General features: G+C 63.8%; 18 protein-coding genes and 1 pseudogene. 12 read left to right on the top strand and 7 right to left on the bottom strand.

The window, feature by feature from the left end:
- The first annotated feature begins 8 nt into the window (after positions 1-8).
- Positions 9-317, top strand: a complete 309-nt coding sequence (locus tag EB233_RS03780) for a UBP-type zinc finger domain-containing protein (RefSeq protein ID WP_064990026.1) — start codon at positions 9-11, stop codon at positions 315-317.
- Positions 318-532: 215 nt separating this feature from the next.
- Here EB233_RS03780 and EB233_RS03775 read toward each other — a convergent pair whose 3' ends face one another.
- Together EB233_RS03775 and EB233_RS03770 are read right to left on the bottom strand one after the other, a co-directional pair.
- Positions 533-706 (bottom strand): hypothetical protein, encoded by a 174-nt coding sequence (locus tag EB233_RS03775; protein WP_171892205.1) that lies wholly within the window; start codon positions 704-706, stop codon positions 533-535.
- A gap of 147 nt (positions 707-853) precedes the next feature.
- The gene (locus EB233_RS03770) at positions 854-1,336 is read right to left on the bottom strand and encodes a DUF2127 domain-containing protein (RefSeq protein WP_064990027.1); all 483 of its coding nucleotides are present in this window, start codon (positions 1,334-1,336) and stop codon (positions 854-856) included.
- Between the two features lie 103 nt (positions 1,337-1,439).
- On the opposite strand from EB233_RS03770, the gene EB233_RS03765 reads away from it, so the two are divergent.
- Positions 1,440-1,916 (top strand): phosphatase PAP2 family protein, encoded by a 477-nt coding sequence (locus tag EB233_RS03765; protein ID WP_343064836.1) that lies wholly within the window; start codon positions 1,440-1,442, stop codon positions 1,914-1,916.
- Between the two features lie 197 nt (positions 1,917-2,113).
- Here EB233_RS03765 and EB233_RS03760 read toward each other — a convergent pair whose 3' ends face one another.
- Together EB233_RS03760 and EB233_RS03755 are read right to left on the bottom strand one after the other, a co-directional pair.
- Positions 2,114-2,290 (bottom strand): hypothetical protein, encoded by a 177-nt coding sequence (locus tag EB233_RS03760; protein WP_171892204.1) that lies wholly within the window; start codon positions 2,288-2,290, stop codon positions 2,114-2,116.
- Between the two features lie 100 nt (positions 2,291-2,390).
- Positions 2,391-4,412, bottom strand: coding sequence for a transcriptional regulator (locus EB233_RS03755; protein WP_064990675.1), 2,022 nt, complete (start codon positions 4,410-4,412; stop codon positions 2,391-2,393).
- Positions 4,413-4,633: 221 nt separating this feature from the next.
- Between EB233_RS03755 and EB233_RS03750 the strand changes: the two genes are divergently transcribed.
- Genes EB233_RS03750 through EB233_RS03740 form a run of 3 tightly spaced genes read left to right on the top strand, consistent with a single transcriptional unit; the run spans position 4,634 to position 7,623 of the window.
- The gene (locus tag EB233_RS03750; RefSeq protein WP_081294125.1) at positions 4,634-5,722 is read left to right on the top strand and encodes a PLP-dependent cysteine synthase family protein; all 1,089 of its coding nucleotides are present in this window, start codon (positions 4,634-4,636) and stop codon (positions 5,720-5,722) included.
- Between the two features lie 13 nt (positions 5,723-5,735).
- Entirely contained in the window at positions 5,736-7,217 is a 1,482-nt protein-coding gene (locus EB233_RS03745) for a pyridoxal phosphate-dependent decarboxylase family protein (protein ID WP_064990029.1), read from the top strand.
- A 46-nt stretch (positions 7,218-7,263) separates the two neighbouring features.
- Positions 7,264-7,623 (top strand): hypothetical protein, encoded by a 360-nt coding sequence (locus EB233_RS03740; protein ID WP_244277698.1) that lies wholly within the window; start codon positions 7,264-7,266, stop codon positions 7,621-7,623.
- A 62-nt stretch (positions 7,624-7,685) separates the two neighbouring features.
- Here EB233_RS03740 and EB233_RS03735 read toward each other — a convergent pair whose 3' ends face one another.
- On the bottom strand, positions 7,686-9,191 hold the full coding sequence (locus EB233_RS03735) for a winged helix-turn-helix domain-containing tetratricopeptide repeat protein (protein WP_064990030.1): 1,506 nt from the start codon (positions 9,189-9,191) through the stop codon (positions 7,686-7,688).
- A 235-nt stretch (positions 9,192-9,426) separates the two neighbouring features.
- Between EB233_RS03735 and EB233_RS03730 the strand changes: the two genes are divergently transcribed.
- From EB233_RS03730 to EB233_RS03705, 6 genes are all read left to right on the top strand, one after another.
- On the top strand, positions 9,427-9,675 hold the full coding sequence (locus EB233_RS03730; protein WP_064990678.1) for a DUF1127 domain-containing protein: 249 nt from the start codon (positions 9,427-9,429) through the stop codon (positions 9,673-9,675).
- A 117-nt stretch (positions 9,676-9,792) separates the two neighbouring features.
- Positions 9,793-10,164 (top strand): hypothetical protein, encoded by a 372-nt coding sequence (locus tag EB233_RS03725; RefSeq protein ID WP_064990679.1) that lies wholly within the window; start codon positions 9,793-9,795, stop codon positions 10,162-10,164.
- A 108-nt stretch (positions 10,165-10,272) separates the two neighbouring features.
- Entirely contained in the window at positions 10,273-10,899 is a 627-nt protein-coding gene (locus tag EB233_RS03720; protein WP_064990031.1) for a CDGSH iron-sulfur domain-containing protein, read from the top strand.
- Between the two features lie 59 nt (positions 10,900-10,958).
- A complete protein-coding gene (locus EB233_RS03715; RefSeq protein ID WP_027052789.1) occupies positions 10,959-11,261 on the top strand; it encodes a cupredoxin domain-containing protein in 303 nt (100 codons plus the stop codon).
- A 223-nt stretch (positions 11,262-11,484) separates the two neighbouring features.
- The gene (locus EB233_RS03710; RefSeq protein ID WP_064990032.1) at positions 11,485-13,527 is read left to right on the top strand and encodes a hydantoinase/oxoprolinase family protein; all 2,043 of its coding nucleotides are present in this window, start codon (positions 11,485-11,487) and stop codon (positions 13,525-13,527) included.
- A 276-nt stretch (positions 13,528-13,803) separates the two neighbouring features.
- A complete protein-coding gene (locus EB233_RS03705; protein ID WP_064990033.1) occupies positions 13,804-15,972 on the top strand; it encodes a malate synthase G in 2,169 nt (722 codons plus the stop codon).
- 269 nt (positions 15,973-16,241) lie between these two features.
- On the opposite strand, the gene EB233_RS03700 is transcribed toward EB233_RS03705, so the two are convergent.
- A complete protein-coding gene (locus EB233_RS03700) occupies positions 16,242-17,771 on the bottom strand; it encodes a YifB family Mg chelatase-like AAA ATPase (protein ID WP_064990680.1) in 1,530 nt (509 codons plus the stop codon).
- Between the two features lie 327 nt (positions 17,772-18,098).
- Positions 18,099-19,163 (bottom strand): glycosyltransferase, encoded by a 1,065-nt coding sequence (locus EB233_RS03695; protein WP_155765366.1) that lies wholly within the window; start codon positions 19,161-19,163, stop codon positions 18,099-18,101.
- A 184-nt stretch (positions 19,164-19,347) separates the two neighbouring features.
- On the opposite strand from EB233_RS03695, the pseudogene EB233_RS32325 reads away from it, so the two are divergent.
- Positions 19,348-19,677: pseudogene (locus tag EB233_RS32325) on the top strand (glycosyltransferase family 2 protein); the annotation flags it as partial.
- Between the last annotated feature and the right edge of the window lie 32 nt (positions 19,678-19,709).

The following is a 19,709-nucleotide window of genomic DNA, read 5'->3' as shown; positions in this document are numbered from 1 at the left end:
AGAGTGTGATGGCGGACGAATGCGAGCATGCGGCTGGGATCAAGGACGTCACGCCGAGCGCGCTCGGCTGCGAGGAGTGCCTGAAGAGCGGCTCGTGGTGGGTGCATCTGCGGCTCTACCGCACCTGCGGCCATGTCGGCTGCCGCGACGACTCGCCCAACCGCCACGCCACCAAGCACTTTCATGCCACCAGCCATCCCGTCATCGAGGGCTATGACCCGCCGGAAGGCTGGGGCTGGTGTTATGTCGACGAGGTCTTTCTCGACCTCGGTGACCGCACGACACCGCAGAACGGTCCGATCCCAAGGTTTGTTTGAGACGACGCGAACTCCAGTCGGAAACACGCTTCCATGCCGTGACCTGACGGCCCTACTCCAACGGTTGAGAATGACCACTGCTGTCGAGAGCGCATCGAGCAGCGTAACATATTGATGTGCAGCACTTTTTGACCGGCGTCACCGCGACGGAGCCTCGCTCCTGCTCCGCCCTAGGAGTTGGGTACGCTTCGGTCAATCGCGAACCACATCCGCGGTCAGTCCCGCTTTGGCGTCACCGGCGCGGTTGTCGGATTGTCGACGCTGTTCTCGTTCACCTGGAAGGCCTTACCCTCGACCTTCTTTTTCCTGAGGTTGTCACCGGTCTCAGGCTTCGGCGGGCGCCTGGGATTTTCCTCGGTGTTCTCGTTGATGTCGAAAGCGCGGGTCATCATGTCCTCCAGGTTCGGCCCTGGAAGACAATGTTCGACGGTACGTGGGGTTCCGCCGCAAGGCAGGACGATCATTGCAGTCAGGCGGTTGTGACGGCGTTCGGCAAACGGGGGACGAGGCCGGCAACTCAACCATCATGCCGGCCATCATGCCGGCTTGTGCTGTCGCACGATCCTCCATTCATGCCAGATCAACACCATGACAATCGCATCGAAGACGGTCAGGACCAGCAGGCCGAATGATTGGGTGTATGAGTAACGATAGACTTGATAGACCATGAACAAGCCCAAAGCCGCGAGCGAGGCAGGGTAAGACCAGAGCTTGCCTCTCAAAAGTCCAGCCACCAAGGCAAGCTTTATCAAGCCGTGGCTAAGCAGGTAGAAGGCATAAAACTCCTTGCTGGCGATCGAAAAATGGCTTGCCATCTGCGACAGATGGCCAGCTATGAAATCGTTTGGATCTTCGGTCAATTCATCGGCGGTGAGGGCATTGACCCAGGAGGCAATGGTATCGGTGGTGACGACATAGAGCAGAATCCCGCCAATGCATTCGATCAGGGCATGCGCGCCCTTCAGCCAGAGGCTGACTTCGAAGACTTGGTGGATGCGGCGTTCATCGACAAATTTCAAGAATCCACCTCACAACCAATAACGGAATCCGATGCCAATGGATGTAGCTTTAACACACTGGATAAATGGCGCGGCCGGGATCAGCCCCTTTCTTGATAGGACGATGATCGGAGTCTCGCAAATCGGCGTTCCTCTCATGGTTCTGGCTGTGGCCCTGCAATGGTGGGCGAAGGTTGACCGCTACCATGTTCGTCACGCGGCCGTGTCGGCCGGTCTGGCGTTCTTGCTCGGTCTGGCGGTCAACCAGTTCATTCTTCTATTCGTGCATCGGATACGGCCCTACGATGCCGGCGTGACGCACCTGTTGATTGCGCCGAGCGCCGACTGGTCGTTTCCATCCGATCACGCGACAGCGAGCATTGCGATTGTTGCGGCCTTTGCGATGCAAGGCCTCCCGCGCCGGACGATTGCGCTCTTCATCATGGCATTCCTGATCTGCGGGTCGAGAATCTTCATCGGTACGCACTACCTGACCGACGTTGTCGGCGGGGCCATCACCGGCATCATGGGTGCTATGGTGGTGCGACTGGCTTACTGCGAGAACTCCCGTCTGGACAAGCTGGTGACCAAGATCCTTTAGCCAGGCGCTGATCACCGCCGCGCTGCGGCTCACGGGCTTGTCAACGGCGGGAGGCGGCCTTCCTTTGTTCGGCCATAGCCTCGGGCGGTATCATCTTGACCACGGCAAGAATTCCCACGGGGACCAGGATCGCGTCATCGAGGTGATGGCGCGCCCAAATAGCGCACACCGGCAGGCCTTCGCGGCTGTTGTGCCGTCTATCGCACCGACCCGGTAATCGTCCGGTCGACATCGGGAACGGATTTGCGTTCGTTGCCGGCAAGAGCGGCGATGATCAGCAGGCTGGCCACCACCGGAACGAACAGGACGGCGACGCGGGCCTGTACATGAAGAATGGCGCGCCATTCGTTGCGCTTGTCAGGTCTGTCGCTCATCATACTCACTTTGCCATGGGAGCCCCCGCGAGGTCAGATAGAGGTGAACGGTTAAGCAACTCCTTCCGAATTCGTTAACGGGTAGAGTTCAGGCGCGAAATCAGCTGAGCCCTATCCGCCTTGCGCCTTGCCGGAACAGCGCCTCGGCATCGGGCTCGAAGCGGAAGGTGCCGATGAAATCGTCGGCGCGGTAATCAGGCAATGTCTTGCGGATGGCGGCGGCGAAGCCGCGCGCCTCGTCGAGCCGGCCGGCCAGCGCCAGGCAGTGCGCGGCGATCGCCAGGATGATGGTATGGGCATTGGGCCGCGCCGCCGCCTTCAGCGCCCAGTTGGCCGCCTCCTCGAACTGGCCAAGCCGCACATGCGACATGGCGCGCGACCCCAGCATGCCGAACAGCAGCGGGTCGAAGGGGCTCAAATGACGCGAATGGTCCGACGAGTCTATCGCCGCGCGCGGGTCGCCCGACTGCGAGTGGACGAAGGACAGCGCGTAGTGGCCGAGCGCGAAATTCGGGCTGAGATCGACCGCTCGTTCCAATTCGCGGAGTGATCCGTCCTGCTCGCCGCGCAGCCAAAGCGCCCGGCCCATCGCCCAGTGTGCGGCCGGATTGTGGTCGTCGACCAGCAGGCTGTGGCCGGCGCTCTCATAGGCCAGCGCGCTTTCGCGGTCGCGGTCGCCCCAGCGCTGGAAGGCATTCTGCCAATGGGTGAAGGACAGGCCGGCATAGGCGCGGGCAAAGGTCGGGTCGAGCTGCAAGGCCTTGTCGAAAAAATGCCGCGCCTGCTCGTTCTCGGCCCGAGTGAAGCGATACATGTGCCAGAGACCGCGATGGTAGGCCTCCCAGGCATTGAGCGAGTTAGGTGCCTTCAGCATAGCGCGGTTGCGCTCGACCGTTTCGATCTCCGCCGATATCGATGAGACGATACTGTCGCCGATATCGTCGAGCACGGCAAAGAGGTCGTCGGGCCTGCGCTCGAAGGTCTCGGCCCAGACGATCCTCGCCGTGCGCACCTCGATGAGCTCGACGCTGACGATCAGACGGCCGGGCTGGTTGCGCACTGTGCCCGTGGCGACATAATCGACGCCAAGTTTTCTGCCGGCTTCCTCCGGCGCTGTGGTCGTTTCCGCCAGCGCGAAGACCGATCCGCGCGCGATGACGAAGAAATCCCGAAGCTTGGCGAGACGGGTGATGATGTCGTGGGTGAAGCCGTCGGCAAGTCCGCCGCGCCCGCCACTTTCCTCGACGAACGGCATTACCGCCAGCGAGGCCTGGCTTGGCTCGATCGCACCGGCATCATCCGGCGTGGCGACCAGCTGCGGTCGTGTGGACAGGCTGGCCAGCTGCGCCTTGAGCGGGCTGCCCGACTGTTGGTCGCGGATTGCCTGCCAGGCGACGCGCAGCGGGGCGAAATCCAGCTTTTCCGACTGAAACAGGCGGGCCGCGGAGGCCAGATGCGCCTCTGCCGCGCCGATGGCGCCGCGCTCCGCCAGATTGGACAGCAAGGCCAGATGCGCGCGGGTATCGAAGGGCGCCAGCTCGACCCATTTGTCGAGATGGCCGGACATTTCGGCCGAGCCCGCCGGATGGTTTGCGGCAAGCCGTTCCAGCACGGCGGCGTGGCAAGCGTGAAAACGCCGGCGCTGGGCGACCAGCCAGCTGTCGAAGAGCGGGCTGCGCTCCAGCTCCAGCCCGTCGAGCAGATCGCCGGCAAACAGGTTTGCCAGCGCCTGCAACCGCGCAGTCTCGAGCGTGCCGATCCCGAGGCCGGCGGCGTGGGCGATCTCCAGCGCATCGACAAGGCAGCCGTCGAGATCGAGCGCGACCGCATCGCCTTGTGTGATGACCCGGCGCCGATCCGGCGTGTCGAGCGCGCCGCGCAGCTTGCTCAGGCACCAGCGCAACTCGCCGCGGGGATCGTTGGGCACATCCCACAGCAGTTCGCACAGGCGGCCGCGGCCCACGGCATGCGGCGCCAGCGCCAGATAAGCGAACAGCGCGCGCAGCTTGCGCGACGCCGGCAGTGCAACGGGCACGCCGTCACGCGCGATTTCCAGCGGTCCGAGCAGGCGCACGGACAGGCTGGGGATGCCGCCGTCCTGCCTTGCTTGTGCGGATTCCACGTCCGTTTCCACGCCTGCTCCCACGCTGGCCTGTCGGCCCTTGCTGTATCACCAAACACGAAATGGCGCATCCGGCGGCGAATTTCGCGCCGGGCATCGCCATTGCCGCATCGTCGGCATGTCAGTCCTAGCGCGGCAAGGTCTCGAAACCTCGCCGCCCGATCCGCCGGTTTGTAACCGGCCCTGTGAAGTGAAGACGAACACGATCAAGGAGATCAACGATGTTGAACAAACAAAAAATCCGGACCACGAACGGGCGCGGCCGCCTGTTCGACAGCATTCTGGACACGGTCGGCGATACGCCGGTGATCCGCATCAACAACATCGGGCCGGCCCATGCGACGATCTATGTCAAGGCCGAGTTCTTCAACCCCGCCGCCTCGGTGAAGGACCGGCTGGCGCTCAACATCATCGAGGAAGGCGAGCGCAGCGGTGCGCTGAAGCCCGGCCAGACAGTGGTCGAGGCGACCAGCGGCAACACCGGCATCGGCCTGGCCATGGTCTGCGCGCAAAAAGGCTATCCGCTGGTCGTCACCATGGCCGACAGTTTTTCGGTCGAGCGCCGCAAGCTGATGCGCATGCTGGGCGCCAGGGTCGTGCTGACGCCGCGCGCCGAAAAAGGCTTTGGCATGTACAAGAAGGCGGTTGAGTTGGCCGAAGCCAATGGCTGGTTCCTCGCCCGCCAGTTCGAGACGTCAGCCAACGCCGCCATCCACGAGGCGACGACGGCACGTGAGATCGTCAATGATTTCAGGGGGGCGCGGCTCGATTGCTTCGTCACCGGCTATGGCACCGGCGGCACCGTCGTCGGCGTGGCGCGCGTGCTGCGCCGCGAACGGCCGGACACCCGCATAGTGCTGTGCGAACCGGCCAATGCGCAACTGGTCGGCAGCGGCAAGGCGCAGCAGCGCGGTGCCCACGGCGCCCCTGCCGCCAGCCACCCGGCCTTCGAGCCGCACCCGGTCCAGGGCTGGACACCGGACTTCATCCCCAACGTGCTGCAGGAGGCGATCGACGCCAGCCTCTATGACGAGGTGATGCCGATCGCCGGACCCGAAGGCATCAAATGGGCCAAGGCCTTGGCGCAGAAGGAAGGCATCTTCACCGGCATTTCCGGCGGCGCCACCTTCGCCGTGGCGCGCCAGGTGGCGGAGAAGTCGGCGGCCGGATCGGTGATCCTGTGCATGCTGCCCGACACCGGCGAGCGCTACATGTCGACGCCGCTATTCGACGGCATCGAGGCCGAGATGGATGCCGACGAGATGGCGCTGTCGCGCTCGACGCCCGGCTGCCAGTTCCCGACGGCTTGACGGGAGACCGGTGATGGACATCGCGCAGGAAACCCTTGGGCTTTTGGCCGAGGAGACGCTCGACCCCGCGGACTGGGCCACCGTCCAAGCCCTGTCGCACCAGGTCATCGACGATGCCGTCGATTACCTCAGCGACGTCAGGGACCGTCCGGTGTGGCGGGAGATGCCGGCGGATGTGCGGGAAGCCTTCGCCGCACCCCTGCCGCGATCGCCGGCGCCGCTGGCCGATGTCTACAGCGAGGTCTCGCGCACGGTGATGTCCTATCCGATGGGCAACATCCATCCGCGCTTCTGGGCCTGGTATATGGGGTCGAGCAACTTCACCGGCGCGCTCGGCGACTTCCTCGCGGCAATCCAGGGCTCCAATCTCGGCGGCGGCAACCACGCCGCCGGGCTGATGGACAACCAGGTGGTGAACTGGTGCAAGGAGATGCTAGGCTTTCCTGCCTCCGCCTCCGGCACGCTGGTCAGCGGCGGCTCGATGGCCAACATCATCGGCCTGACCGTGGCGCGCAACGCCAAGGCCGGCATCGACGTGCGTGAGCACGGCGTTGCCGCGATCGACAAGCCGCTGCGCTTCTATGGCTCGGACCAGCTCCATTCCTGCCACCGCAAGGCGATGGAGGCGCTCGGCCTCGGCAACCGGGCGCTGCGCCGCATCCCGACCGATGCCGGCCTGCGCATCGACATAACGGCCTTGCGCGCCGCTATAGCCGAGGATCGGGCGGCGGGTTGCAAGCCGGCCTGCGTCATCGGCAATGCCGGCACGGTCAACACCGGCGCGATCGACGATCTCAAGGCGCTTGCCAAGCTCGCGCATGAGGAAGACCTGTGGTTCCATGTCGATGGCTGCATCGGCGCCCTGATCGCGATTGCACCCGACAATGCGCATCGCGTCGCCGGCATAGAATGGGCGGATTCGGTCGCGCTCGATCCGCATAAATGGCTGCACGCGCCGTTCGAGGTCGGTTGTGCCCTGGTCAGGGATGCCGTCGCGCATCGCCGCACCTTCGCCGTGACGCCCGAATATCTGGAATCGACGCCGCGCGGCCTTGCCTCCGGCGACTGGCTGCACGATTACGGCCTGCAGACCTCGCGCGGCTTTCGCGCGCTCAAGGTCTGGATGGCGCTGAAGGAACATGGCGTCGACAAATTCGGCCGCCTGATCGACCAGAATATCGCGCAGGCCGCGTATCTCGCCGGGCTGGTCGAAGCCGAGCCATCGCTGGAGCTGGCGACGCCGCCGACCATCAACATCGTCTGCTTCCGCTACCAGCCGGGGCTTGCCGGCGAAGCGCTGAAGGCACTCAACACCGAAATCATGCTGCGGCTGCAGGAATGCGGCATTGCCGTCCTCTCCGACACCACCGTGCATGGCCAACACTGGCTGCGCGTGGCGATCGCCAACCATCGCACAAGGCGCGAGGATCTCGATCTTCTGGTCGTCGAGACGCTGCGGCTGGGGCGGGAGATCGCTGGCGCCGCGTCTTCCTAGTTCCCGGCAGGCATGCGATTCTGCCGGGATGATTCGGGAGGGTCCGGTGGTGACGTTGTTTCGCATTGTTGCGCTGGCAGCATTGGTCTTCGCCACGTCGGCCGAGGCCGCCGACATGGCCCTGTTCGTCAAGAACATGCGCAGGGAAGGCGTTGCGGTAGAGCTGTTCAGCCGTGACCGCGAAACGGTCTGGCCGGGCAACGACAAGGTATTCCTGATCGATCCGAGCTCGCAGAAATCGGTGCCGATCTCGTGCAATCAGGGCGAACGCATCTGCTACGGCGCCTGGGTCAACGGCAATGACCAGATTTCCGCCGGCGTCGGGCCTGACAACGACCAGCCTTGCGACACCTGCTGCTTCATCTGCGTGGAGCACTCGACCGAGACAATCGACCTGGTGCCGTGATCGGCCGGCGTATCACGAGAGCAATTCCAGGAGAACCGTTTCACACTTTTCCTGGAATTTGCTTAGGGCAGACCGGCCTTGCGGAAGCCATCGACGAAATGCTCCATCATCGCGGTGTCGCGGAAAGGCTCCGTCCAGACCCAGTGGCGGGTCGTGAAATGCGGGTTGCCGACGAGGAACAATTCGACCTCTGCGCGCGCCTCGTCGAGCCTGCCAAGTTGCGCCAGGCTTGCCGCCAGGAAACGGCGTGAGCTCGTCCGGTAGGTCTCGTCGCGGCGCAGCGTCTCGACGGCGGCCTCGTAGTCGCGCGCCGCATATTGTGCCTGGCCGAGTGTCAGATAGTACCAGCTTGCCGGAAACGGGTTGAGCCGAAACGCCTTGCGGATCTGCTCGAGGGCCTCTTCGACGCGCCCGGCCAAGGTCGTGATGTCGGACAATGTCGCCCAGGCGTCGGCCTCGTTCGGGTCGAGCTCGAACGCCCTGGCGAATTCGGCATCCGCCTCTTCGAAGTCTCGTTCATAGGCGAGCAGGTTGCCGAGCACCCAACGGCAGCCGGCGTCGTTGGCATCGATCGCCACGGCCTTGCGCGCCAGCTCCAGGGCGATGCCGCGGTTCGGTTCGACCGGCTCGCCCCAATGCACCCATCCCATCCAGTGGTTCATGGCAAGCCAGCGATAGGCCTCGGCGTAGTCCGGATCGAGAGCGACAGCGCGCGTCAGCATCAGATGCGCTTCCCGTGCGGACTGCGGCGAGTCGTCGATCAGCTTGCGCGCCCGTACGCACAGATCGTAGGCCTCGAGATTTGTCGGCCGATTGCGCGGCGTTGGCGCCCGCAGCCGGCCGAGCAGCGCCTCCACGATCTTGGCCGTCACCTCGTCCTGAACGGCGAAGATATCGTCAAGGCCGCGATCGAAGCGCTCCGCCCACAGATGTTCGCCGCTCACCGCGTCGACCAGCTGCGCATTGATCCGCACCCGCCCGGCGGCGCGTCTGGCGCTGCCTTCCAGGAGGTAGCGCACGCCCAACTCCTCGGCGATCTCGCGCACGTCCATCGCCTTGCCCTTGTAGGCAAAGGTCGAGTTGCGGGCGATGACGAACAGGCCCGGTGCCCTGGAGAGGTCGGTGATCAGGTCTTCGGTCAGGCCGTCGGCGAACGCCTCCTGTTCGGGGTCGTTGCCGAGATTGACGAAAGGCAGCACCGCGATCGACGGCTTGTCGGGCAGCGGCAAATGTCTGCGCTTGGCGTGGTCGAGCTGCTCGATTGCGCCGGTGAAGCGATAGCCGACGCGGGGGACCGTCGATATCCATTCGCCGCCATTGGCGGGTGGACCAAGCAGCTTGCGCAACTGCGCGATCTGCACGGTGAGGTTGCCTTCCTCCACCGCCGTACCCGGCCACGCCGCGTCCATCAACTCCGCCTTGTCAAGGATTTCGCCGGGCCGTCCGACGAGCGCCGCAAGCAGCTTCAGCCCGCGGTAGCCGACGGCAACGGGATCGTCGTTCCGGAGCAGCGTTCCCGCACCCGGATCAAGCACGAACGGACCAAAGGCAAAGCGCGATCCCTGCATAGGGCGCATCTATAGATCAATTCGAGGAAAAGTGTGAGGCGGTCACGTCAACGGAAGCGCCTGGATTTTTCCACGGGGAATTGCGCCAAAAACAAGGAGTTAGAGCCTGTTTGGAACTTTTGAGAACTATTTGGCAGGGCTTAATTACGCCGCTGTCCGTATCCGGCAGAATTCAACCTCAATCAGGTCGAGGCCCCTCGAATCGTGGGGGCTTCGGAACCCCATGGAGGTTGCCATGACCAACATTTTTGCACCAGCCCCGCATCAAGCGGTGCGGCGGGGAGTGCCAGTCGGGCAGGTGCCCAACAGGCGCTATAGCCTTGCCAGCCTGCGAAACGCGATTGCCGCCTGGCGCCAGCGGACCCGCTTTCGCTGGGACCTCAAGCGAATCTCGGAGGTCAATCCGCATCTGATCGACGATATCGGCCTGACCAGAACGCAGGTCGATGAAGAGATCGCCAAACTGCCCTTCTGGCAGCGATAAACGAGACGCGGCAATGATTATGTCAGGGATTGACGACATCATCCCTTTAGCCCCCGCCCGCCTCATGGCATGATCGTGCCATCGGCCGTGGGGGCCGATTCTTCATCGGGGGTTTCCATGTCTTTCATATCAGCGCGCCGCCTTGCCGTGGCGGTTTCGCTTGCCGTCCTGTTCGCATCCGCCGCCCATGCCGGCGACGTCACCTTCGCCATCAAGAACGGCCATCCCAACGCCATGCGCGTCGAGCTCTACAGCCAGGACCGCGACTATGTCTGGCCAGGCGACGGCAAGGACTTCTACCTCGACGATGGCGAGACCAAGTCGTTGCCGATCTCCTGCAACGAAGGCGAATCGATCTGCTACGGCGCCTGGGTCGATGGCGACGAGGGCACCTATTGGGGCGTCGGCCCCGGCAACAAGGAAAAATGCGAGGATTGCTGCTACACCTGCAGCGGCGGCGAGACCGAGGAGATCAATCTCGTCCCCTGACCGGTTTGCCAGCTTGACGGTTTTGCAACTGAAGCCATAGCCTGCGCACCTACCCAGAGCGCGCCGCGTCGATTGACGCGGCGCGCTTCAGGCAAAAGGAGTACCGCGATGGCCGGCATGGTCGAAAGCGACAAGATCGACGTCGGGTTTTCCGGCAAACGCTGCATCCATTCGCGCAACTGCGTGCTCGGCAATCCGCACGTCTTCGTGCCCAATGCGCCGGGACAGTGGATCCATCCCGAAGCGGCCACGACAGAGCAAGTGGTGGCGCTGGCGGAAAACTGCCCGTCGGGCGCCATCACCTATGTCAGGAAGGATGGCGGGCCGCAGGAACAGCCGCCGGTGGTCAACACCGTTCGCCTGCGCGAAAACGGCCCGCTCGCCGTGCACGCCGAGATCGTGCTTGGCGACGAGAGGTTCTTCCGCGCCACGCTCTGCCGCTGCGGCGCCTCGGAGAATAAACCCTTCTGCGACAACAGCCATATCAAGGCTGGCTTCACCGCAACCGGCGAACCGGCGCTGAAGGACACGCCAGCGCTCGAAGCACGCAATGGCCCGCTGAAAGTGACGCCGACCCCCAACGGCCCGCTCAAGCTCGAAGGCAATGTTGAGATCGTCACCGGCACCGGCCACACGGTGGACCGTACCACCAAGACCTTCCTCTGCCGCTGTGGCCACTCGGCCAACAAGCCGTTCTGCGATGGGACGCATAAAAAAGTCGGCTTCGTGGCATGAAAGGCGGTTCGCCAGCGTTAGTTTAGGATGAAGTCTCGCGCACAGGGAGGAAGTCCATCATGCGCACCATGCTCGTTCTTGCTCTGCTTGCCTTTGCCATGCCCGCCTACGCCGCCAATCATGCGGTCCAGATCAAGGGCATGAAATTCAATCCGTCGAAGATCTCGGTCGCCGTCGGCGATACCATCACCTTCACCAATGCCGACCCGATGACGCACACCGCCACCGCGCTTGACGGCTCCTTCGACACCGGCCATCTCGCCACCGGCAAGAGCGCCAAGGTCAAGATATCCGCTGCCGGCGCGCACCCGTTCCATTGTGCGATCCACAGCTCGATGAAGGGCACCGTCACGGCGAAATAGCCACATCTCGCCGAACTTTCTTTCGCCATGGCGAGAAGACTTTCCTGCGTCGGCAGGAGAGATGGTCACAGGCGTTGCGGCCGCAGCTGCGATTTCCGCGAATTGGGGTGCAGATCGAGTCCCCATCACGGTCATCGCGTGTTGGCCCAGCGCTCGCTGCTTTATCGGCCGGCCGCTATGGGTTAAGGGCGGGAAAGCAATTCCCCACTTGCCCGGACCGCCAATGACCACCAAGACCAAGCCAAAGCCGCTTTTCCTCGGGATCGATACCGGCGGAACCTATACCGATGCCGTGCTGTGGTCCGAGACGGAAGGCCCACAACAGGGGCCGAACAAGGGCAAGGTTCTGGCCAAGGCCAAGGCGCTGACCACGCGCCATGATCTCGCCGTCGGCATTTCCGGCGCTGTCGATGCGGTGCTGCAAAAATCCGGCACCAATCCTGGCACGATCAAGCTCGTTTCGATGTCGACGACGCTTGCCACCAATGCGCTCGTTGAAGGCCAAGGCGGCCGCGTGGCGCTCGTCATGATCGGCTTTTCCGAAGCCGACCTCGCCCGCGATGGGCTGAAGACGGCGCTCGGCACCGATCCGGTGGTGTTTTGCCCAGGCGGCCATGACGTCCACGGCAATGCCGCCAGGCTCGATCTGTCGGGGTTGGAGGCGATGCTGCCGGAACTCGGCGCCTCGGTGTCCGGCTTTGCCGTCTGCGCCTATTTCGCCACCCGAAACCCGGCGCATGAAGTCGCCGCCCGCGAACTGATCCGCGACAAGACCGGCCTGCCGGTCACCGCGAGCCACGAGCTGTCGGCCAAGCTCGGCGGCCCGCGCCGGGCGCTGACCACGCTGCTCAACGCCAGGCTGATCTCGATGATCGACCGGCTGGTGGCGGCGACCGAAGGATTTTTGGAAGCCCGCGAGATCGCCGCCCCCTTGATGGTGGTGCGCGGCGACGGCGCGCTGGTTTCGGCGGCCTTCGCCCGCCAGCGGCCGATCGAGACGATCCTCTCCGGCCCGGCCGCCAGCCTGGTCGGCGCCCGCCACATGACCGGGCTCGACAATGCCGTGGTGTCCGACATTGGCGGCACCACGACCGACGTCGCCGTGCTCGACCAGGGCCGTCCGCGGCTTGATCCGGAAGGCGCCACCGTCGGTGGCTTCCGCACAATGGTCGAAGCCGTCGCCATGCGCACCTTCGGCCTCGGCGGCGATTCCGAAGTGACGCTGGAGGATGGCGCGCTCAACCCGAAAATCCTGCTCGGGCCGCGCCGCCTTGTGCCGCTGGCGCTGGCCGGCATGGCGCATGGCGATGCCGTCAAATCGGAACTCGAACGCCAGTTGCGCGCGCCCAACCCCGGCCGCATGGACGGCCGTTTTGCGGTGCGCACCGGCGTGCCCGACAGGCTTGCAGCGGGCCTCACGGCTCCGGAAGCGCGCCTTTACGAAGCGATCGGCGCCACCCCTTTGGCCCTGGACAGGCTGCTGACCTCGAATGCCCAGAACGCCACGTTGAACCGGCTGGTCGCGCGCGGCCTGGTGCATATCTCAGGCTTCACCCCGTCGGACGCGGCCCATGTGGTTGGCAAGCAGGCCAATTGGGATGCTGCGACCGCCCGCCTCGGCGCCGAATTGTTCTCGCGCAAACGCGATGGCCGCGGCCAACCTATCGCCGCCTCACCGGAGCTGCTCTCGGAGCGCGTGCTGGTGACGCTGACGCGCTGGTCGGCGGAATACATCCTCGAAACCGCCTTCGCCGAGGACGGTCTCGATGGCGCCGCGACCGTGGCGCACGCATTGGTGCAGCGCGCTGTCGACGCCCATCCCGGCATCGCCCGCCTCAGCGTCGCGCTCGACCGCCCTGTCATCGGCCTCGGCGCCTCGGCGCCGCTTCATTATGCCGGCTTGGCGCCGCTGGTCGGCAATGAGTGCGTGGTGCCTGAAGACACCGATGTCGCCAACGCTCTCGGCGCCGTCGTCGGCCAGGTGCGAGTTTCCGCCGAGGCGCGGGTCAGCCAGCCCAAGGAAGGGCTGTTCCGCCTTGCCTCGGGAGAGACGGTCCGGGACTTCCTCGACGAGGCGACGGCGATCGCCGCCGCCGAGGCCGACGTGCGGGCGATTGTCGCCGAGCGCGCCCGGGACGCCGGCACCGACAGCGCCGAGATCGATGTCGCGACCGAGTTCAAGGTTTCCACGGTGGAGGCCCAGCGCATGTTCATCGAGGCGCATGTCGTGGCGGTGGCCTCGGGCAGGCCGAGGATCGCTGTCTAGGCATCTTCCTTCGCCCCGTTCACGGGGAGAAGGTGGCCGAAGGGCGGATGAGGGGCAGCGCGGGCCGGCGCGATTTAGCCGTGCCGCCATTTCACGCAACTCAGCGCCGCCCCTCATCGGGCCGCCGCTATCTTCTCCCCGTAGAACGGGGAGAAGGACGCTGTTGCCGCCGACTTCGCCAGTTCGTCAAAATGCCCGCCTTCACCCTAAGCTGAATTGACCCTGCAACCCCAACATGCCAAACGCCCCGCAAAGCCTTTCATCTGGAGTAGCCTGATGACCGATCGCGTCGAAATCGCCGGATTGCGGATTGCCCGCGAGCTTCACGACTTTGTCGCAGCCGAAGCGCTGCCCGGCACCGGCATCGATGCGGACAAATTCTGGAACGGGTTTTCGGCCATCGTCCACGACCTCGCCCCGAAGAACCGGGCGCTGCTCGCCAGACGCGACGCCATGCAGGAGAAGCTCGACGGCTGGTATCGCGACAATGGCGCACCGATCGACATGGAGGCTTACAAGGGTTTCCTCAAAGAGATCGGCTACATCGTCCCCGAGGGGCCGGCCTTTTCGGTGTCGACGGACGATGTCGACCCCGAGATTGCCATCGTTGCCGGCCCGCAGCTGGTCGTGCCGGTGATGAACGCGCGCTATGCGCTCAACGCCGCCAATGCGCGCTGGGGCTCGCTCTACGACGCGCTCTATGGCACCGATGCCATCCCCGAAACGGGCGGTGCGGAAAAAGGCAAGGGCTTCAACCCTGCGCGCGGAGCCAAGGTCATCGCCTGGGCCAAGGATTTTCTCGACCAGTCGGTGCCGCTCACTTCGGGCAAATGGGCGGGGGTGAACGGGCTGTCGGTGGCGCATGGCGCCCTGAAGCTCGGCGCCGGCGCCGGCGGCACCACGCTTGCCAACCCCAGGCAATTCGTCGGCTATCGCGGCGATGCGGCCAACCCTGATGCCGTGCTGCTGGAAAAAAATGGACTGCATGTCGAGATCGTCATCGATCGAAACAACCAGATCGGGCGCACCGATCCGGCCGGCATTGCCGACGTGATCCTGGAATCGGCGCTGACCACTATCCAGGACCGCGAGGATTCGGTCGCGGCGGTGGATGCGCAGGACAAGGTCGTCGTCTACCGCAACTGGCTCGGCCTGATGAAGGGCGACCTGACGGAAGAGATCAGCAAGGGTGGAAGGAGCTTCGTGCGCAAGCTCAATCCCGACCGCGCCTACACCGCGCCCGCCGGCGGCACGCTGACAGTGCCCGGCCGCTCGCTGATGCTGGTCAGGAATGTCGGCCACCTGATGACCAATCCGGCGATCCTGGACCGCGACGGCAACGAAGTGCCGGAAGGCATCATGGATGCGGCGCTGACGGCGCTGATCGCGCTGCACGATGTCGGACCGAAAGGCCGCCGCGCCAATTCCCGTGCCGGCTCGATGTATGTGGTGAAACCCAAGATGCACGGCCCGGAGGAAGTCGCCTTCGCCGTCGAGATCTTCGACCGCGTCGAGGCACTGCTCGGCATGGCCAGGAACACCATCAAGATGGGCATCATGGACGAGGAGCGGCGCACCACCGTCAACCTCAAGGAAGCGATCCGCGCCGCGAAAGAGCGGGTGGTGTTCATCAACACCGGCTTCCTCGATCGCACCGGTGACGAGATTCACACCTCGATGGAAGCCGGCCCGATGATCCGCAAGGGCGACATGAAGCAGGCCGCCTGGATTTCCGCCTACGAGGCGTGGAATGTCGACACCGGTTTGGAATGCGGGCTCGCCGGCCACGCCCAGATCGGCAAGGGCATGTGGGCGATGCCGGACCTGATGGCGGCGATGCTGGAACAGAAGATCGCCCACCCCAAGGCCGGCGCCAACACCGCCTGGGTTCCGTCGCCGACGGCGGCGACGCTGCATGCCACGCACTATCACAAGGTCGATGTCCACGCCGTGCAGGCGGCGCTGAAGAGCCGGCCGAAGGCGAAGCTCGACGACATCTTGTCGGTACCGGTGGCGGTGCGGCCGAACTGGACGCCCGACGAGATCCAGCGCGAACTCGACAACAATGCGCAAGGCATCCTGGGCTATGTCGTGCGCTGGATCGACCAGGGCGTCGGCTGCTCGAAAGTGCCCGACATCAACGATGTCGGCCTGATGGAGGACCGCGCCACGCTGCGCATTTCCTCGCAGCACATCGCCAACTGGCTGCGCCACAAAGTGTGTTCGCAAATCCAGGTGCGGGATTCCCTGCAGCGCATGGCGGCCATCGTCGACCGCCAGAATGTCGGTGATCCGCTCTACCAGCCGATGGCGCCGGATTTCGACAAATCGATCGCCTTCCAGGCCGCTTGCGACCTGGTGTTCAAGGGAACCAGCCAGCCGAATGGGTATACCGAACCGGTGCTGCATGCGCGGCGCCTGGAACTGAAGGCGCGCCAAGGTTAAAGCGTATTGCTTTGACCGGTATCGTGTAGATCAACTCCGTCGGCCGGCGCTGCCCCTCATTGCCCCTGCCGCTATTCGCGATTTCGCCAAATACCGAAGTCACGGAAAGCGCCGAGGGTTGCGACAGCATTCTTCTCCCCGTCACCGTACGAGGAGAAGGTGCCGGCAGGCGGATGAGGGGCAGCGCTGTGCTTGGCTATTGATGGAGATGAGAAAAAGACGCGGCGCCTGAATGTCGAAATCGGCGAGAGCTCGGGCTTTCGGCCCTGCTACGCCGCTTGCGCCACACGCTCCGAACTCATGCGATAGGAAATCGCTTCGGCCAGATGGATGCGGCCGACGGTCTCGCTGGCGTCGAGATCGGCGAGCGTTCTCGCCACCTTCAGCACGCGGTGATAGGCGCGCGCCGAAAAGGCGAGTTTTTCGCTGGCGTCCTTGAGCAGCGACAGGCCGGCGGCGTCGGGCATGGCGATCTCTTCGATCACCGCCGGCGCGCAATGCGCGTTGGTGGTGGCGCGGGCGCCGAGCCGCTCGAAACGCTCGCGCTGGAGGGTGCGGGCGCGGCCGACGCGCAGCGCTACTGCCGCACTCTTCTCCGCCCGGTCGGGCCGAATCAGGTCGCTGGCCGAGACGGCGGGCACTTCGATCCTCAGATCGATGCGGTCGAGCAGCGGGCCGGAAATGCGCGCCTGATAGTCGGTGCGGCAGCGGTCGCCGCGCAGGCAGCGATAGCCCGGCTCGCCGGCCATGCCGCAGCGGCACGGATTCATGGCCGCGACCAGCTGGATGCGGGCCGGATACATGACGCGGTGGTTGGCGCGCGCGATCATGCAGTCGCCGGTCTCCAGCGGCTGGCGCAACGCGTCGAGCGTCTGCGGCGTGAATTCGGGGAACTCGTCCAGGAACAGCACGCCGTGATGGGCGAGCGACACCTCGCCCGGCCGCGCGCGTATGCCACCGCCGACCATTGCCGCCATCGAGGCCGAATGGTGCGGGGCGCGGAAAGGCCGCCGGTCGGTCAGCTTGCCCTCGCCGAGTTCCCCCGCCACCGAGGCGATCATCGAGACTTCCAGCAATTCCTTTGGCGCCAGCGGCGGCAGGATCGATGGCAGCCGCTGCGCCAGCATCGATTTTCCCGAACCGGGCGGGCCGACCATCAAGAGATTGTGGCCGCCGGCCGCAGCCACTTCCAGCGCCCGCTTGGCGGTCTCCTGGCCCTTGATGTCGGCAAGGTCGGGCAGGTCGCGCGCCGCGGCGTGGATGCCGGCTTCCGGCCGCGACAGCACCTGCGTGCCACGGAAATGGTTGGCGATGGCGATCAGGCTGCGTGGCGCCAGAATGTCGAATTCTCGCCCTGCCCAGGCGGCTTCCGGGCCACAGGCGAACGGGCAGATCAGCCCTTTGCCCTCGGCATTGGCGCCGATCGCCGCCGGCAAGGCGCCGGCGACGGCGGCGATCGTGCCGTCGAGCGAGAGTTCGCCGAGCACGACATAGCCGGCCAGCATGTCGCCCGGAATGGCGCCAAGCGCCGCCATCAGGCCCAGCGCGATCGGCAGATCGTAATGGCTGCCTTCCTTCGGCAGGTCGGCCGGCGCCAGATTGACCGTCACCTTCTTCGACGGCATCGACAGGCCGGACGCATGCAATGCCGCCTGCACCCGCTCGCGGCTCTCGGCCACCGCCTTGTCGGGCAGGCCGACGATCTGAATGCCGACCTTGCCGGGCGCGATCATCACCTGCACGTCGACCGGCACGGCCTCGATGCCCTGGAAAGCCACCGTGCGAACCCGCGCCACCATTTTGCCGCCCCCGATCTGGGGCTCGCCCCAGGCCTTTGCAATCAGGCCGCGAAGGACCTGTCTCGGAGACAACCATAATTCCCTGAGCAAATCAAGAACATTACAGGAACATGTGGCCGGCTAAATTGCAGCGCGGTTGCGTTGCAGGCCAGCTTGATCAAAGCAGGAACGTCACGAGAACACGCGCAGCCGGGGATCGCGGTCAGGTTGTACGCGATTGAAAAAGCGGAACATGGTTAATACGAAATGAAAACGGGCTGCTTCCGCTTGCTCTCAACCGTGTTGAGAGGGCGACCAGTTCCTCCGGCAATCTGAGGCTGTTGCCGTCTAGCTGGTGACGAAGGCATCGACCGCACCGGAAAGGGATCGATCGATTGCGATCTGCGGTGGAAGCCACTCCATGACAGGGTATCGGAAAGGCCAAGGCATGGCGATCCGGCGCAAGGAGCCGCTTTCCAGAAAAATCTCGTTTACAAGGTCTATGAACCGCTCGCGGTCTCGTTCAACTCGTTTCAAAGTTTGCGAACGAATATGCGCCCGGGGAATTCGCCGCTCTTTCAGCGCCAAGACAGCCTCCGCGACGGATCGAGGATCGGGTGGAACCGTAAGCGAATACTCGTCATCCAGATAAAGGTCTCGGCCGCCAAGGTTCGGCGTGGTGACCACAGGAAGCCCCGCGAGAAGATATTCCGTACTGGCGAACATTGGTCCCTCCACTTCAGAGAGACAAATTCCCACGGCTGCACGATTTAGATGTGTGTTCACGTGAACTGATGACAATCGGACAGGCTTGCCGGTGCCGTCAAACTCGTTGATAAAGACGTGATGCGGCGCGAGTTCCCTGTGCCGATCTATTCGTGCTCTCTCCGACTCCTTCGTAGAGGACTCGTTTGAATCTCGATAGAATACAAATGCACAACGCGGTATGCCAAGAGACAAGTCATGGCGCTTCCACGGAGCCAGTTGCGCATTGTAGATTGCATCAAATTCTACAGGGACATCATCGAGAGGCCTGAATATGTATTCGGAGGTTGTTGAAGTCTTGTTGTGCTGGACGGCGGCCTCGCCGGACTGATTCAACAGACCAGCCTCGGCTTGCGTATTGGACAGGAATATTAGCGAGTGACGGGGATTCCTAAGTCTATGCAGAACGGCATAGGTCCGGATGGCTTTGACGCTAGAACTGTTTTCGATGGACCAGGTCGGCGAGATGAGAAACCAGGCGCGGTGGCTGCGTGGAAGAAGAGGCATATGACTTGCTAATCCGAGGGGCGTACCGGACATTCCGGAATAGGATATGAACGGATCGTCCGACAGCAAACTTGCCTGAAGAGCAGGTTGCGATTTCGCAGGAAGGTGCCCTTTTCTGAGGTTGCGGCCATGACGCAGCATGGCTCTGACAATCTCGGATCTGGTAGGAGGGCGATACCCGTGCTTTAGAGTCAACATGCGGCAATTGCGATCATAAGTACGGAAGAAAACTCGCTGCGGCAGAGAGAAATTTGGCAAAGAAAGTATCACCATCTGATCGACTGAATATCTCAGCGATCAAATTTGGTGTGCGAAGGAGCGCCTCGTGCAAGAAAGCATCCTCCCAAGCGGGGCTGGTTCTCACATCGCACTACCAACCGTATCCGTTTGCGTAGGCTGTTTCAATCAAGAGGCATTCATCGACACTGCGATCCGATCCGTAGCGGCGCAGACGTACACTGCGTTCGAGTGCGTGGTGGTCGATGATCTTTCGACCGACGGTTCCCGCCGAAGGATTGAAGAGTGTCTGTCCCGGCTTGGCGACAGTCGTTTCCGCTTTCTGCCCCGACTGCAAAATGGCGGGCAGTTGGCAACAATAATGACCGGGCTTGACGCGACAGCCGGACCTCTGATCTCCTTTCTTGACGGTGACGATGCCTGGCATCCTGACTTCATAGAATGCCATGC

The sequence above is a fragment of the Mesorhizobium erdmanii genome (assembly GCF_013170725.1).
Lineage (GTDB): Bacteria > Pseudomonadota > Alphaproteobacteria > Rhizobiales > Rhizobiaceae > Mesorhizobium > Mesorhizobium erdmanii.
The sequence above is the reverse complement of the archived record's forward strand: the minus strand, read 5'-3'. Positions and strand labels throughout refer to the sequence as shown.

What these genes read in the sequence shown, in the direction of transcription:
- EB233_RS03780 (WP_064990026.1), top strand. Translation starts at nt 9, where the DNA reads ATGGCGGACGAATGCGAGCATGCGGCTGGGATCAAGGACGTCACGCCG.
- EB233_RS03775 (WP_171892205.1), bottom strand. Translation starts at nt 706, where the DNA reads ATGACCCGCGCTTTCGACATCAACGAGAACACCGAGGAAAATCCCAGG.
- EB233_RS03765 (WP_343064836.1), top strand. Translation starts at nt 1,440, where the DNA reads ATGATCGGAGTCTCGCAAATCGGCGTTCCTCTCATGGTTCTGGCTGTG.
- EB233_RS03760 (WP_171892204.1), bottom strand. Translation starts at nt 2,290, where the DNA reads ATGAGCGACAGACCTGACAAGCGCAACGAATGGCGCGCCATTCTTCAT.
- EB233_RS03750 (WP_081294125.1), top strand. Translation starts at nt 4,634, where the DNA reads ATGTTGAACAAACAAAAAATCCGGACCACGAACGGGCGCGGCCGCCTG.
- EB233_RS03745 (WP_064990029.1), top strand. Translation starts at nt 5,736, where the DNA reads ATGGACATCGCGCAGGAAACCCTTGGGCTTTTGGCCGAGGAGACGCTC.
- EB233_RS03735 (WP_064990030.1), bottom strand. Translation starts at nt 9,191, where the DNA reads ATGCAGGGATCGCGCTTTGCCTTTGGTCCGTTCGTGCTTGATCCGGGT.
- EB233_RS03730 (WP_064990678.1), top strand. Translation starts at nt 9,427, where the DNA reads ATGACCAACATTTTTGCACCAGCCCCGCATCAAGCGGTGCGGCGGGGA.
- EB233_RS03725 (WP_064990679.1), top strand. Translation starts at nt 9,793, where the DNA reads ATGTCTTTCATATCAGCGCGCCGCCTTGCCGTGGCGGTTTCGCTTGCC.
- EB233_RS03720 (WP_064990031.1), top strand. Translation starts at nt 10,273, where the DNA reads ATGGCCGGCATGGTCGAAAGCGACAAGATCGACGTCGGGTTTTCCGGC.
- EB233_RS03715 (WP_027052789.1), top strand. Translation starts at nt 10,959, where the DNA reads ATGCGCACCATGCTCGTTCTTGCTCTGCTTGCCTTTGCCATGCCCGCC.
- EB233_RS03710 (WP_064990032.1), top strand. Translation starts at nt 11,485, where the DNA reads ATGACCACCAAGACCAAGCCAAAGCCGCTTTTCCTCGGGATCGATACC.
- EB233_RS03705 (WP_064990033.1), top strand. Translation starts at nt 13,804, where the DNA reads ATGACCGATCGCGTCGAAATCGCCGGATTGCGGATTGCCCGCGAGCTT.
- EB233_RS03700 (WP_064990680.1), bottom strand. Translation starts at nt 17,771, where the DNA reads ATGGTGGCGCGGGTTCGCACGGTGGCTTTCCAGGGCATCGAGGCCGTG.
- EB233_RS03695 (WP_155765366.1), bottom strand. Translation starts at nt 19,163, where the DNA reads ATGCTGCGTCATGGCCGCAACCTCAGAAAAGGGCACCTTCCTGCGAAA.